The organism is Pseudomonas fluorescens, from assembly GCF_001708445.1.
Taxonomy (GTDB): Bacteria; Pseudomonadota; Gammaproteobacteria; order Pseudomonadales; family Pseudomonadaceae; genus Aquipseudomonas; species Aquipseudomonas gorinensis.
Genome location: NZ_CP015637.1, coordinates 4,814,297 through 4,828,424 on the forward strand (window position 1 = coordinate 4,814,297; position 14,128 = coordinate 4,828,424).

Consider the following 14,128-nt stretch of genomic DNA (forward strand, 5'->3'; position numbering starts at 1 on the left):
AGTGCCTACCTTCTCGTTCAAAAAAAACGTCGTCCCTTCAGATGGCGGTGTAGGCCATTGCAGGTAACGACGTCTTTGTCCGTAAGCCCGCTCCGTCGTTGGCGCGTGCTCTGATGCAGAGTGCAAAGCAAGGCACATGCCACGGGGCGACAGGCGCCGTTCGCCGTCAACTTTTCATCAAGATTGAAACCCGGCCGGCTTTCAGTATGGCTGACTCTTTACGCCAGACCGCCCAGGAATCCCACGGTGTACGCTGACTTATCCGCAACCACGACCGTTCATTGGCCTTGCCGCTGGCTGCTATGCGCTGTACTGATGCTGGGCTGCGCGTCTGCGTGGGGGGAGACCTACCAGGCACAGGATGAAAGCCTGCACACGTTTTTTACCGCGTTGTCCGTGCCCTTCGGCCTGCCTATCGTCGTCAGCCGGGAGGCCGCCCGCCGACGCATCAGCGGCACCTACGACTTCGGCAACGCGCGGCAGGTCCTGGAGGCGGTTGCCCGGCAATACGGCCTGATCTGGCACAGCGATGGCCAGGTGCTGCACCTCTACGACGCCGGCGAGGCGAAAAGTTCGGCAGTGGCGCTGCGGCATATTTCCGTTGAAAAGTTGACTGGGCTCATGCGCCGTTCGGGCCTGGATGATTCGCGTCACCCCCTGCGACAGAGCGGGGAGCGGATGTTCTATGTGACCGGGCCGTCGAACTATGTGGACCAGGTGTTGCGGCTCGCGCAAACGCTGGACCGGCCGCAGGCTGATTTGCGCGTGGGCCCCCACACATTCGGTGTGGTGCAGGTGTTCAACACCCACGTGGCTGACCGTCGGTACGCCATGGGCGATGACCACGTGAATGTGCCGGGGGTGGCGTCGATGATCGAGACCCTGTTGGCCAACGAGCGCAGGCGTAACCCGCAACCAGCGAATGACATGCTGGCTGACAAGAGCCTTTCGGTATTTGCGTACCCGGATACCAACAGCCTGTTGATCAAGGGCACCCCTGCCCAGGTGCGTTTTATCGAACGACTCGTCGCGGAACTGGATATGCCCAAGCGGGCCATCGAGGTGTCGTTGTGGCTGGTGGACGTGGACAGCGAGGAACTCAGGAAGATGGAGATGGGCTGGCCTGACGAGGCCAACCCTTCAGCCGCGGCGACGCGAGTGCTGGAGCCTTCGGAAGATAATCGCTTCATGGCGTTGGTCACTGCGCTGGAGCGTCGACGGCGGGCCAGGGTGGTGACACTGCCCGTGATATTGGCCCAGGAAAATGTTCCCGCCGTATTCCAGGACAACCAGACTTTTTACCTGCCACGACCTGGAGAAGACGGTGGCGACTGGCAGCCCGTTCGGTACGGCACCCAGGTCAGCGTGTTGCCGCGCTTCACCCATGGCAATGAAATCGAGATGCAGATCAACGCTGTCGATGGTCAGCAACTGGGCAAGGGCCGGAACCGTAAACAATCGCCTGTGGTGGGGAATGTGGGCATCAGCACGGTGATTCGGGTACCTCAGGGCCGGCGCCTGTGGATAGGGGGCTTTCAGCGTGATGCCGAGTCCTTGGCGCGGGGCAAGGTGGCAAGCCGTGGAGGCGAGGTGCGCCTATTCGTGATCCAGGCTCGGGCGGTAGGTCATGAGCCGAGAACACTCAACGGCGCCGTGGGGCCGCCCCTCCTGACCCAGGCTCAATACGAGCGCGTGCAACGTGCGTTCGTTCGGCCTGTCGCAAAGCCCTTCAATGATCGTCAGCCCACAGGCGGATCGATCGAAGGGGAGCGGCATGAGGTTTATCTCGACAGTGATGCTCAGTGAGGGGTGATGAAGAAACGTCTTACGCATGGTCTCCCACAAAGCCTCGGATGTATGGGGTTTTTCCTAGCGTGGTTCGACCGCCAGATTTCTATAGTCATGTCTCTCGTGGTTTGGCCGGCACTGGCAATGAGGACCGTCAATGTCAGTAGTCGGATGCAGAGGTATGTATGACCGTCTTGAGTGAGCGAATGACGACGGCAACCCTGTTTTTTGCGCGCTGGACCCTTCACGGTGATGGCCGGTTGACCGGTGACGGCGTGGATATTCAATTGCCACCCAAGGAATGGCACGTGCTGCGGCTGCTGCTGGTTTCCGGCGGCGAACTGATGACCAAGGATCGGCTTCTGGAGCTGGCATGGCCCCATGGGGAAGTTGCGGAGGAGTCGTTGACCCGTTGCATCTATTCTTTGCGTAAGCACCTCAGGGCGGACAAGGGTTTCATCAAGACGATCTATGGCAGGGGCTATCGTTTCACCTGTGCCGTGAGTATCGAGGAGCATGAGCCGCGCCGGGCCGGGCAGGGGCGCGCGGGCCGCATATGTTCGGCCTGCGGCCAGGTGAGTCATGGGTAAACCCTGGTACACCGGCCTGTTGCTGGCGGTGCTGGCGTGGAGCAATGAGGCACTGGCTTACTGCTGGGAAGAGGTGGCAGCCCGCTATGACATCGAAGCTGAATTGCTGCAGGCCATTGCAGCGGTGGAGTCGGGGTACCGCGCGCATGCGATGAATTACAGCAACAGCAATGGCACCCGCGATATCGGTTTGATGCAGATCAACAGTATTCATTTGCCGCGCCTGCTCAAGCAAGGCATTACCGAAGAGCGCCTGTTGAGTGAACCTTGCCTTTCGGTGGAGGTGGGTGCGTCCATTCTTGCGCAGTTCATCGAGCGCTTTGGCTACAACTGGACGGCCGTGGGTTCCTACAATGTGGGGGCGGGGATGGGGCCCGAGCGGGAAGCGTTGCGCATGCGCTATGCCGAAAAGATCTGGGCGCGCTATGAGGAGCTGGTGGCGTTGCGCAACTGACGATTGGGCGGCACGCCTCGCATGCAGCCCATCACCCCGGCTATAATCGCCGCCACCTTTCGCCGCCATCCGAGTCTAGCCCGCCCATGTATACCCTGGCCCGCCAGCTGTTGTTCAAACTCTCTCCGGAAACCTCCCACGATCTGTCCCTGGACCTGATCGGTGCGGGTGGCCGCCTGGGGCTCAATGGCCTGGTATGCAAGGCACCCGCAAAAATGCCGGTGTCGGTGATGGGGCTCGACTTTCCCAACCCGGTGGGGCTGGCTGCCGGCCTGGACAAGAACGGCGCGGCAATCGACGGTTTTGCGCAGTTGGGTTTCGGTTTTGTTGAAATCGGTACGGTGACCCCACGCCCACAACCGGGCAACCCCAAGCCACGGATTTTCCGCTTGCCGGAAGCCGAGGCGATCATCAACCGCATGGGGTTCAACAACCTGGGGGTTGATCATCTGTTGGCGCGGGTTCAGGCGGCGAAGTACAAGGGCATCCTTGGGATCAATATCGGCAAGAATTTCGACACGCCGGTCGAGCGTGCTGTGGATGACTATCTGATCTGCCTGGACAAGGTCTACGCCCACGCCAGTTATGTCACGGTCAACGTCAGCTCGCCCAACACCCCGGGCTTGCGCAGCCTGCAGTTCGGCGACTCCCTCAAGCAATTGCTCGAAGCCTTGCGCCAGCGCCAGGAAGACCTGGCGGTACGCCACGGCAAGCGTGTGCCCCTGGCGATCAAGATCGCCCCGGACATGAGTGATGAAGAGACCGTGCTGGTGGCCCAGGCCCTGGTGGAGTCGGGGATGGACGCGGTGATTGCCACCAATACCACCCTCAGCCGCGTGGGTGTCGAAGGCCTGGCCCATGGTGACGAGGCGGGCGGCCTGTCAGGCGCGCCGGTTCGGGATAAGAGCACGCACATCGTCAAGGTACTGGCAGCCGAGCTGGCGGGGCGTTTGCCGATCATCGCGGTGGGCGGTATCACCGAAGGCAAGCACGCAGCCGAAAAAATCGCCGCGGGCGCGAGCCTGGTGCAGTTGTATTCCGGCTTTATCTACAAGGGCCCGGCGTTGATTCGTCAGTCGGTGGATGCCATTGCAGCCTTGCCCAAGGCCTGAGAGGCGCGCAATAAAAAGGGCTCCTTAAGAGGAGCCCCTGGGCCGAAGCCCGCCGCCTGGATAAGGCGTGCGTGGTTAAGTCGTTACATATTCGTGGTGGTGTCGGAATTAAATGCCCTTGATTAGCCGACGGCGTGAAGTTCGTTGAGTCTGTGGATGCCCGCAGTGCCTGTCATACCGTCCCAGTTGTCGCCGCGTCCTTCTCGCCAGCCGTTGATCCAGGCTTGGCGTACCGACGGTAGAGTAAATGGGCAAAGCTCACGGGATTTGCCATGAACGCCATATTGATATCCGCGTAAAAATGCTCTTTCCAACGGATCACGCTTAAGTCTTCTCATAGGGTGTTTCCCTCACTTGTTGACTGTCTAGATATCCTTCGGCCTCGTCCGAGGCGGGCAGAGTTTTTCTGCCGTTGGTGGGCTCGCTGCCGGCGTGGCGAGCCAAAGTGTCGACACCGTTACGGCGCCAACCTGTGTTGAGTTCTAACCAATAGGTCACATGGATTCAATGATCGTTTTGTCATAAGCACGTAACGATAACGATGCTATAGCCATAAGCTGGGCTGGCTTTTCGCCCCATTTATGGGGTAAAGCCAGCTATGATGTGCCCTGCGAAGAGGATTGGTTCAGTCCCTTAGTGAGAAAGACCGCCTGTTGCAGTCGGTTATTATTCGACGAAGGGTCGGAATATTTCTTTTTGTTTCATCAGATGATCTATCTGCCCCGTCAATCAAGGCCAAAAGGCCCGGCAGGCGGGGTGGGACGGCACATTCGTGCCACGCGGGCACTCTTCAAGAAAAGTGCCTGATTGAAAACCGAACCGGCGATGCGTTGCCCGTTCATTTATTGCTGAAAAGCCTGGATTGCCCATGTCGGACCGTTTTGAACTCTTCCTCACTTGCCCCAAGGGCCTCGAAGGCCTGCTGATCGAGGAAGCCGTCGGGCTTGGCCTTGAGGAAGCCCGCGAGCACACCTCGGCCGTGCGCGGCATGGCCGACATGGAAACCGCCTACCGCCTGTGCCTCTGGTCGCGCCTGGCCAACCGTGTATTGCTGGTGCTCAAGCGCTTCCCGATGAAGGACGCCGAAGACCTCTACCACGGCGTGCTGGATATCGAGTGGCAAGACCATATGGTCGCCGACGGCACCCTGGCCGTGGAATTCAGCGGGCATGGTTCAGGCATCGATAACACCCACTTCGGTGCGCTGAAGGTCAAGGATGCGATCGTCGACAAGTTGCGCACCCCAACCGGCGAACGTCCGTCCATCGACAAGATCAACCCGGACCTGCGCATCCACCTGCGGCTGGACCGTGGCGAAGCGATCCTGTCCCTGGACCTCTCCGGCCACAGCCTGCACCAGCGCGGTTACCGCCTGCAGCAGGGTGCTGCACCATTGAAGGAAAACCTGGCGGCCGCGATCCTGATCCGCGCCGGCTGGCCGCGCATTGCGGCTGAAGGCGGCGCGCTGACTGACCCGATGTGCGGTGTCGGTACCTTTCTGGTGGAAGGCGCGATGATCGCTGCCGACATGGCTCCCAACCTGAATCGCGAGCAGTGGGGCTTCACCGCCTGGCTCGGTCACGTGCCGGCGCTGTGGAAAAAGCTTCACACCGAAGCCAGCGAACGTGCCGCCATCGGCATGAACAAGCCACCGCTGTGGATTCGTGGCTATGAGGCGGACCCGCGCCTGATCCAGCCCGCGCGTAACAACGTCGAGCGTGCCGGTCTCAGCCACTGGATCAAGATCTATCAGGGCGAAGTCGGCACCTTCGAGCCGCGCCCGGACCAGAACCAGAAAGGCCTGGTGATCTGCAACCCACCCTACGGCGAACGCCTGGGTGACGAAGCCAGCCTGTTGTACCTCTACCAGAATCTCGGCGAGCGCCTGCGCCAGGCGTGCATGGGTTGGGAAGCCGCGGTGTTCACCGGTGCTCCGGACCTGGGCAAGCGCATGGGTATCCGCAGCCACAAGCAATATGCGTTCTGGAACGGCGCCTTGCCGTGCAAACTGTTGCTGATCAAGGTCAACCCGGACCAGTTCGTCACCGGCGAACGCCGTACCCCGGAACAGCGCCAGGCCGAACGTGAGCAAGCGGCTTATGACCAGGCCCCGACTGAGCCGCAAGAGCGCCAGTACAACAAGAACGGCAACCCGATCAAACCTGCGCCCGCGCCGGCCCCTGTGGTTGAGCAGGCGCGCTTGAGCGAAGGCGGGCAGATGTTTGCCAACCGCCTGCAAAAGAACCTCAAGCAACTGGGCAAGTGGGCCAAGCGTGAAGGTGTGGACTGCTACCGTGTGTACGATGCCGACATGCCGGAATACTCCATGGCCATCGACCTGTACCACGATTGGGTGCATGTGCAGGAATACGTTGCGCCGAAGTCCATCGACCCGGAGAAAGCTTCGGCGCGCATGTTCGATGCCCTGGCGGCCATTCCCCAGGCGTTGAACATCGACAAGAGCCGCGTGGTGGTCAAGCGTCGCGAGCGCCAGAGCGGCACCAAGCAGTACGAACGCCAGAGCGCCCAGGGCAAGTTCACCGAAGTCAGCGAAGGCGGCGTGAAGTTGCTGGTCAACCTGACCGACTACCTCGACACCGGGCTGTTCCTCGACCATCGCCCGATGCGCATGCGCATCCAGAAAGAGGCGGCCGGCAAGCGCTTCCTCAACCTGTATTGCTACACCGCCACGGCGAGTGTGCATGCGGCCAAGGGCGGTGCGCGCAGCACCACCAGCGTCGACCTCTCCAAGACCTACCTGGACTGGGCACGTCGCAACCTTTCGCTCAACGGTTTTTCCGATAAGAACCGCCTGGAGCAGGGTGATGTGATGGCGTGGCTGGAAGCCAGCCGCGATGAGTTCGACCTGATCTTCATCGACCCACCGACCTTCTCCAACTCCAAGCGCATGGAAGGTATCTTCGACGTGCAGCGTGACCACGTGCAGTTGCTCGACCTGGCCATGGCCCGCCTGGCACCGGGCGGCGTGCTGTATTTCTCGAACAACTTCCGCAAGTTCCAACTGGAGGACAACCTCAGCGCACGCTATGCGGTGGAGGAAATCAGCGACAAGACCATCGACCCGGATTTTGCTCGCAATGCCAAGATCCACCGGGCCTGGAAAATCACCGCGCGTTGATTGTCCGGCTCATGAGCCGCAAGCCTGGATTTTTCCGGGCTTGCGGCTTTTTTTGCGCTGGTCAAACCCTGGACCGATGGCTATAACTAAAACCTAGCCAAAGTGACACCCCCCCGCACGCTGGCGTTGTGAGTGTTGCCTATGTCGTTGCAAGCCGTTCGCCCGAAAATCCTAGGCTTTATCAGTGAGCAGGCGTCGGCTTGGCTGGTGGCGTTGGTGGTATTACTGGCGGGTTGTACGTTGACAACCATCGTCGCCTGGGCGGCGTCCGATCTCGACCAACAACAGGAGCGCCAGCGTTTCCAGTTGCTGGTCAACGAGCGATTCAGCCGCTTGCAAGAGCGTTTCGAGGACCAGGAGCAGCGCCTGGGAAGCCTGCGGCGTTTCTTCGTCAACTCCGATGAAGTGTCCCGCGAAGAATTCGAGGGTTTCGCCCAGCCCTTGCTGCAGCGCGCCCGCGCCTATGCGTGGGCACCACGGGTGTCGCGTGATCAGCGCAAGCTGTTTGAGCAGCAGGTGTCTCGCCAGCGCGGTACGCCCTTCAACATTCGCGAGCTGAATGCAAACGGCGAACTGGCACCCGCCGCCGAGCGTGATGAATACGTACCGGTGCTGTACAGCCAGACCCTGAGCCTGCTCGTCTCGCCCCTGGGCTTTGACCTGCTGGCCCAACCCCTGCGCCGCTCGGCCCTTGAGCGTGCGCAAAAGAGCGGCAAGCTGGCGGTGTCGCAACCCATGCAATTGGTGGGTGTGGAACCCGCCTACGCCACCGGGGTGTTGTTGGTGGCGCCGGTCACGGCCCATGGAGCGACTGAGCCCCACGGCTTTGTAATGGCTGTGATCAGCATGCGCCAACTGGTGGCCGAGGGCCTGCCCAGACCCGACCGCGATAACCTGGCGATGCAGATTGTCGACACATCCGACCTGCAACAGCGGCTGTTGTACGAGTCCGGTAGCGCACGGGTCGACAGCGACCTCAGCGCCGTGCGCCGCCTGACCCTGGGCGACCATGTCTACGCGCTTAGCTTGCGCCCCAGCGAGATGTTCGAGCAGGCCAATTACTCATCATTGGCGTTGATCCTGGCCATGGGCGGGCTGCTTAGCCTGTTACTCAGCGCCTTGCTCTACGTCCTTGTCAGCCAGCGCCAACGTGCGTTGAAACTGGTGCAACAACGCACCATGCAGTTACGCGCCCGTGAACAGGAATTGCGCGGCGCCCATGGCCAGTTGCGCAGCGTATTGAATGCCGCCACCCAGGTGGCGATCATTGCCACCGATCTGCGTGGGGTGATCAATACATTTAACGCCGGCGCCGAGCAGATGCTTGGCTTCAAGGCCGAGCAGGTGTTGGGGCGCTCGACGCTTGAAAGCCTGCATGTGCCCGCAGAACTGGAAGCGCGGGCCACCAGTTTGAGCGTGGCGCTGGGCAAACGGATCCCGCCGAGCCAGGCGATGCTGGTGGAAAGCCCGGACAGCCAGCATGAGGCCAGTGAATGGACCTTGGTTCGCGAGAACGGCAGCCAGCTGACGGTCAACATGCTCGGCACGGTGTTGCTGGATGACCACGGTTTATGGGTGGGATACCTGGCGATCTACCTGGATGTGACTGAGCAAAAGCGCGCTTACGAGGCATTGGCGGCGCGGGATCGCTTGCTGAAAAAACTCAGCGCCCATGTGCCTGGCGGGATTTTCCAGTTCACCCTGGAGCCCCAGGATAACTGGCGCTTTATCTACGCCAGCGATGGCATGCGCGATATTTATGAAATCGAGACCGGGATGTTGCAGCAGGATGCGAAGAAAGTCTTCGAGCGCATTCATCCCCTGGATGTGGAGCGGGTACGCGCGTCGATTCGTTTGTCGGCGCTGCAATTGAGCCATTGGCGCGAAGAGTACCGTGTGCAATTGCCACAACGAGGCCTGCGCTGGATTCGAGGCGAAGCCACACCGGAAGAACTGCCGGCAGGCGGTACGTTGTGGCACGGTTATGTGTCGGATATCACCGACCTCAAGCGCGTGGAAGAAGAGCTGCGTACGTTGTCCATCACCGACTCCCTGACCGGCATCCATAACCGTCGGTATTTCCAGGATCGCCTCAAGACCGAGATGCTCCGCCTCAACCGCACGGCCGGAGCGCTGTCGGTGATCATGCTGGATATCGATCACTTCAAGCGAATCAACGACCTGCATGGGCACGGGGTCGGCGACGGCGTGTTGCAGGAGCTGTGCAAACGCATCGGCCAGCGTCTGCGCCGCACGGATGTGTTCTGCCGCCTGGGTGGCGAGGAGTTCATGGTGCTGTGCCCCAACACTGATGGCGAGCAGGCCTACCGCCTGGCGATGGAGTTATGGCAGTCGTTGCGCAGTGCGCCAATGGAACCGGTGGGCATCGTGACTGCCAGCTTCGGGGTGGCGAGCTGGCGGGTGGATGAAGGCGTTGACGGTTTGCTGTTGCGTGCTGACTCGGCGGTGTATGTGGCCAAGCAGGCGGGCAGGGACCGAGTGGCCGCGGAGGAAGTACAGGCTTGAGGACCGACGCCGGAGCACCCGTGGGAGGGCACGAGCCTCTCCCACAAGAGGACGGCGGTGTGGCCTAGAGAACGGGCGCTGCCGCCGCCAGTTTCGGCTGGCGATACAGGTCCAGCAGCACCTGGTCCAGTACCGACGACGCACCCCATGGCTTCGTATCGTTGAGGATCGCCACCACGGCCCAGGTATTGCCATTGTTATCGCGGCTGAACCCGGCGATCGCGCGCACGGTGTTCAGGGTTCCGGTCTTGACATGGGCTTCGCCGCGCATCGCCGTGGTCTTCAGGCGTTTGCGCATGGTGCCGTCGGTGCCGGCAATCGGCAGCGAGCTGATGTATTCCGCCGCGTAAGGGCTTCTCCAGGCCGCTTGCAGCATCTCAGCCATCTCACGGGCGCTGACCCGTTCGGCACGGGACAGGCCGGAACCGTTCTCCATCACCAGGTGCGGCGAGGTGATGCCTTTCTTTGCCAGCCACTGGCGTACCACTCGCTGGGCAGCCTTGGCGTCGTCGCCGTCCGCGTCGTTGCGGAACTGCGCGCCCAGGCTCAGGAACAACTGCTGGGCCATGGTGTTGTTACTGTATTTGTTGATGTCGCGGATGATTTCCGCCAGGTCTGGTGAAAACGCACGGGCCAGCACCTTGGCATCCTTGGGCACCGGCGCCTGGATATCGCGGCCCTGGATCGTGCCGCCCAGCTCCTGCCAGATTGCCCGAACGGCACCCGCGGTGTAGGTCGCGTGGTCCAGCAACGACAAATAGGTTTGTGAGCTGCAACCTTCAGCCAGCTGGCCGCTGACGGTGACGGTGACACTGCCGTCCGCGGCGGTGACCGGGTTGTAGCGCACATCGCCGGTGCATTGCTTGGCGTTGGAGACCTTGACCTGGTTATCGATACGAATGCTGGCGATCGGCGGCTCGACCGATACGAGCACCCGCCCCGAATCGTTGCGCGTCACGAAGCGCAGGGCCTTGAGGTTGACCAGCAGAGCGTCGGGCTTGACCAGGAAGGGCTTGTTTTCGTCGTTGCCGTCGTCATTGAACTCCGGCAGTTGCGGCTGGGTAAAGAAGCTGCGGTCCAGCACCAGGTCGCCGGTGACTTGTTGCACGCCATTGGCGCGCAGGTCACGCATCAACAGCCAGAGCTTTTCCATGTTCAGCTTGGGGTCGCCGCCGCCCTTGAGGTAGAGGTTGCCGTGCAAGACGCCGCCACTGAGGGTGCCGTCGGTGTAGAACTCGGTCTTCCACTGGTGGTTGGGCCCGAGCATTTCCAGGGCCGCATAGGTGGTGACCAGCTTCATGGTCGAGGCCGGGTTCACCGAGACGTCGGCATTGAATACGGTGGGGGTACCGGGGCCGTTCAGGGGAATCATCACCAGTGACAGCGCGGTGTTTTGCAGCTTGGCTTTCTGAAGGGCCTGCGCGACGCTGGGCGGCAGGGTGTTGTTGATCGGCGCGGCGGTAATGGAAAAACTCAGTGGCAGGAGAAAACCGGCAAGCAGTAATGGACGCAAAGATTTGATCATAAGGAATAAGACCCTGCTGCTGACGAGGGGGAAAAGGCGAGGGGTATGTAAGAAAATCCCTCATTGGTCATGAAAGTGTCGGCATTATGCCCCAAGGTGGAGCCCGTTGTAGCTGAACGATAGCTGCTAATCGGCGTTTTTTTTGCGTGTAGCTGGCCGCCTGTACCAGAGAGTCGGGCAATCGCCACCTTAAACTGCTAAAGTGCCGCCCGTTATTACTTATGAGGATTGTTCCAATGGCGACTAACCGTTCCCAGCGTCTGCGCAAAAAACTGTGCGTTGATGAATTTCAAGAGCTGGGTTTCGAACTGAACCTGGACTTCAACGAAGGCCTGAGTGAAGAAGCTATCGACGCTTTCCTCGAAGCATTCATCAAAGAAGCCATGGAAGCCAACGGCCTGGGTTATGTTGGCGGCGACGACTACGGTCTGGTTTGCCTGCAGAAGCGTGGCTCGGTCTCCGAAGAGCAGCGTGCTGCTGTTGAAGCCTGGCTGAAAACCCGCTCCGAGCTGACCAAGGCTGAAGTCAGCCCGCTGCTGGACGTGTGGTATCCGGAAAAGCCGATCAACGCGGCTAAGTGATACTGAAAAAACGGCGACCCGAGGGTCGCCGTTTTTTTATGCCTTGCGCCCGTTCAGAATCAGCAGCGTCAACACCCCCGCTACAATCCCCCAGAACGCTGAACCGATGGAAAACAACGTCAGCCCTGACGCCGTGACCATAAAGGTGATCAGCGCCGCTTCCCGTTCCTTTGGCTCATTCATGGCAATGCTCAGGCCATTGATGATCGAGCCAAACAAGGCCAGCGCTGCAATCGATAGCACCAGTTCCTTGGGTAACGCTGCGAACAACGCTGCCAGTGTGGCGCCAAATACGCCGGCAATTGCGTAGAACACACCACACCAGACCGCCGCTGTGTAGCGCTTGTTGCGGTCTTCGTGGGCGTGTGGCCCGGTGCAGATGGCTGCGCTGATCGCTGCCAGGTTGATCCCGTGGGAGCCGAACGGCGCCAGCACCAGCGAGGCCAGGCCGGTAACGGTGATCAACGGCGAGGCCGGCACGTTATAGCCGTCGGCGCGCAGCACGGCGACGCCGGGCATATTCTGCGAAGTCATTGCCACCACGAACAGCGGAATGCCAATGCTGATGGTCGCTGCCAGCGAGAAGTGCGGAGTGGTCCACACCGGGGTCGCCACTTCCAGGTGGAAGCCGCTGAAGTCCAGCAGGCCCATCAAGCCAGACAGCAGGGTACCGATCACCAGCGCGGCCAGCACCGCATAGCGCGGCGACAGGCGCTTGATGATCAGGTAGGTGAAAAACATCCCCAGCACCAGGCCGGTACGATGTTGCGCGGCGACAAATATTTCGCTGCCGATCTTGAACAGAATGCCCGCCAGCAAGGCCGCCGCCAGTGAAGCCGGAATACGCTTGACCAGTTTTTCGAAGCTGCCGGTCAGCCCGCACAGGGTCACCAGCACTGCACAGGTGATATAGGCACCGATCGCTTCGCCATAACTGACGCCGCCCAGGCTGGTGATCAATAGCGCTGCGCCCGGTGTCGACCAGGCAATGGTGATCGGTGTGCGATAACGCAGGGACAGGCCGATGCTGCACACCGCCATGCCGATGGAGATCGCCCAGATCCATGAAGAAATCTGCGCCGTGGTCAGGCCGGCGGCTTGTCCAGCCTGGAACATCAGCACCAGGGAGCTGGTGTAGCCGGTCATCATGGCGATAAAGCCGGCGACGACGGCGGACGCGGAAGTGTCGGCCAGCGGGCGCAAGGGCGCTTGGGTGGCGTCGGTCATGGATAGGTGTTCCTTTTACCTGACCCCCTCCTTGTAGGAACGAGCGTGCTCGCGAAAAGCGTCAACGATAACGCGGGCGCCCTGGATGTTCGCGACGCGCTCGGATTCTTCGCGAGCACGCTCGCTTCTACAGTGGGGTGTCGTTCGTGGGAAATCTTGGATTCAAGCCTAAACTCAAACGTAACTACTCATTGCAATACAGCCGGCGCCGCAAACAGCCGTACAGTGTGTTGGCGCAGTGGGTTGTGTACAATGTGCCGTGTTTTTAGCTGATACTTGCCAGCGACCCATTGTTGCCGTATTACCTTAAAGTCGCCGTATTACCGTTAATTCGCCGCCGTTCTCCCGACCCGAGTGCCCATGAACGAACAGTTGCAACCTCTCAAGAAACAACCGCGAGCCGGCAAGGCCGGTCGCAGCGGAACCCAGGACGATATCGTCTACGCGCATATCTTCGAGGCGATCCTCGAACAACGCCTGGCACCCGGTACCAAATTGAGTGAAGAGGCACTGGGCGAAATCTTCGGCGTCAGCCGTACCATCATTCGCCGCGCCCTGTCGCGCCTGGCCCATGAAGGCGTGGTGTTGCTGCGGCCCAATCGCGGCGCGGTGGTGGCCAGCCCAAGCGTCGAGGAAGCACGCCAAGTGTTCCTCGCCCGGCGCCTGGTAGAGCGAGCGATCACCGAGTTGGCCGTGCAGCACGCCACCGCCGAGCAACTGGCCGAACTACGCCAGATGGTCAACGACGAGCGCGACAGCTTCTCCCGTGGCGATCGCGGTGCCGGTATCCGCCTCTCTGGCGAGTTCCACCTCAAGCTGGCCGAGGCGGCGAAGAACGCGCCGCTGATCAGCTTCCAGCGCAGCCTGGTGTCCCAGACCTCGTTGATCATTGCGCAGTACGAAAGCGGCAATCGCTCGCACTGTTCCTACGATGAACACACCCAGTTGATCGATGCGATCGAGGCCCGCGACGCGGCGCTGGCAGTTGACTTGATGATGCACCACATGGACCACATCGACAGCAAGCTCAACCTCGACGAGGAAAGTGCGTCGGATGATTTGCATGCGGTGTTCTCGCATTTGTTGCAGACCAAGAAGCCGGGGCGTTCGCCTGTAAAGTTGTAAACCCGATTAAAGAATGTGGGAGGGGGCAAGTCGAATCGTCGCACCGCCCCTCCCACATTTG

Annotated in this window: 11 protein-coding genes; 8 read left to right on the forward strand and 3 right to left on the reverse strand. The window is 60.7% G+C overall.

What is annotated here, in order from left to right; genetic code table 11:
• Nucleotides 1-246: 246 nt before the first annotated feature.
• From sctC to A7317_RS21360, 4 genes are all read left to right on the forward strand, one after another.
• Nucleotides 247-1,806 (forward strand): type III secretion system outer membrane ring subunit SctC, encoded by a 1,560-nt coding sequence (sctC, locus tag A7317_RS21345; protein ID WP_411736770.1) that lies wholly within the window; start codon nt 247-249, stop codon nt 1,804-1,806.
• Between the two features lie 167 nt (nt 1,807-1,973).
• Nucleotides 1,974-2,378 carry a winged helix-turn-helix domain-containing protein gene (locus tag A7317_RS21350; RefSeq protein WP_024076863.1) on the forward strand — a complete coding sequence of 135 codons (405 nt, stop codon included), beginning with the start codon at nt 1,974-1,976 and terminating at the stop codon, nt 2,376-2,378.
• A complete protein-coding gene (locus tag A7317_RS21355; RefSeq protein ID WP_024076862.1) occupies nt 2,371-2,832 on the forward strand; it encodes a transglycosylase SLT domain-containing protein in 462 nt (153 codons plus the stop codon). The genes A7317_RS21350 and A7317_RS21355 overlap by 8 nt, the downstream gene beginning before the upstream one ends.
• Nucleotides 2,833-2,918: 86 nt before the next feature.
• Nucleotides 2,919-3,944 (forward strand): quinone-dependent dihydroorotate dehydrogenase, encoded by a 1,026-nt coding sequence (locus A7317_RS21360; RefSeq protein ID WP_069076766.1) that lies wholly within the window; start codon nt 2,919-2,921, stop codon nt 3,942-3,944.
• 122 nt (nt 3,945-4,066) lie between these two features.
• On the opposite strand, the gene rmf is transcribed toward A7317_RS21360, so the two are convergent.
• Nucleotides 4,067-4,282 (reverse strand): ribosome modulation factor, encoded by a 216-nt coding sequence (rmf, locus tag A7317_RS30200; protein WP_002553055.1) that lies wholly within the window; start codon nt 4,280-4,282, stop codon nt 4,067-4,069.
• Nucleotides 4,283-4,812: 530 nt separating this feature from the next.
• On the opposite strand from rmf, the gene rlmKL reads away from it, so the two are divergent.
• Together rlmKL and A7317_RS21370 are read left to right on the forward strand one after the other, a co-directional pair.
• Nucleotides 4,813-7,083, forward strand: coding sequence for a bifunctional 23S rRNA (guanine(2069)-N(7))-methyltransferase RlmK/23S rRNA (guanine(2445)-N(2))-methyltransferase RlmL (rlmKL, locus tag A7317_RS21365; RefSeq protein WP_024076860.1), 2,271 nt, complete (start codon nt 4,813-4,815; stop codon nt 7,081-7,083).
• 141 nt (nt 7,084-7,224) lie between these two features.
• Entirely contained in the window at nt 7,225-9,609 is a 2,385-nt protein-coding gene (locus A7317_RS21370; RefSeq protein WP_069076767.1) for a diguanylate cyclase, read from the forward strand.
• Nucleotides 9,610-9,673: 64 nt separating this feature from the next.
• On the opposite strand, the gene dacB is transcribed toward A7317_RS21370, so the two are convergent.
• A complete protein-coding gene (gene dacB / locus A7317_RS21375; RefSeq protein WP_024076858.1) occupies nt 9,674-11,134 on the reverse strand; it encodes a D-alanyl-D-alanine carboxypeptidase/D-alanyl-D-alanine-endopeptidase in 1,461 nt (486 codons plus the stop codon).
• Nucleotides 11,135-11,370: 236 nt separating this feature from the next.
• Between dacB and A7317_RS21380 the strand changes: the two genes are divergently transcribed.
• A complete protein-coding gene (locus A7317_RS21380; RefSeq protein WP_003193255.1) occupies nt 11,371-11,715 on the forward strand; it encodes a YggL family protein in 345 nt (114 codons plus the stop codon).
• Between the two features lie 36 nt (nt 11,716-11,751).
• Here A7317_RS21380 and A7317_RS21385 read toward each other — a convergent pair whose 3' ends face one another.
• Nucleotides 11,752-12,942 carry a benzoate/H(+) symporter BenE family transporter gene (locus tag A7317_RS21385; protein WP_024076857.1) on the reverse strand — a complete coding sequence of 397 codons (1,191 nt, stop codon included), beginning with the start codon at nt 12,940-12,942 and terminating at the stop codon, nt 11,752-11,754.
• A 360-nt stretch (nt 12,943-13,302) separates the two neighbouring features.
• Between A7317_RS21385 and A7317_RS21390 the strand changes: the two genes are divergently transcribed.
• Nucleotides 13,303-14,067 (forward strand): GntR family transcriptional regulator, encoded by a 765-nt coding sequence (locus tag A7317_RS21390; protein ID WP_024076856.1) that lies wholly within the window; start codon nt 13,303-13,305, stop codon nt 14,065-14,067.
• The last annotated feature ends 61 nt before the right edge of the window (nt 14,068-14,128 follow it).

Coding starts and splice junctions, on each gene's coding strand:
- A7317_RS21360 (WP_069076766.1), top strand. CDS start 2,919: ATGTATACCCTGGCCCGCCAGCTGTTGTTCAAACTCTCTCCGGAAACC.
- A7317_RS21390 (WP_024076856.1), top strand. CDS start 13,303: ATGAACGAACAGTTGCAACCTCTCAAGAAACAACCGCGAGCCGGCAAG.
- rmf (WP_002553055.1), bottom strand. CDS start 4,282: ATGAGAAGACTTAAGCGTGATCCGTTGGAAAGAGCATTTTTACGCGGA.
- A7317_RS21355 (WP_024076862.1), top strand. CDS start 2,371: ATGGGTAAACCCTGGTACACCGGCCTGTTGCTGGCGGTGCTGGCGTGG.
- A7317_RS21370 (WP_069076767.1), top strand. CDS start 7,225: ATGTCGTTGCAAGCCGTTCGCCCGAAAATCCTAGGCTTTATCAGTGAG.
- A7317_RS21385 (WP_024076857.1), bottom strand. CDS start 12,942: ATGACCGACGCCACCCAAGCGCCCTTGCGCCCGCTGGCCGACACTTCC.
- dacB (WP_024076858.1), bottom strand. CDS start 11,134: ATGATCAAATCTTTGCGTCCATTACTGCTTGCCGGTTTTCTCCTGCCA.
- A7317_RS21350 (WP_024076863.1), top strand. CDS start 1,974: ATGACCGTCTTGAGTGAGCGAATGACGACGGCAACCCTGTTTTTTGCG.
- A7317_RS21380 (WP_003193255.1), top strand. CDS start 11,371: ATGGCGACTAACCGTTCCCAGCGTCTGCGCAAAAAACTGTGCGTTGAT.
- rlmKL (WP_024076860.1), top strand. CDS start 4,813: ATGTCGGACCGTTTTGAACTCTTCCTCACTTGCCCCAAGGGCCTCGAA.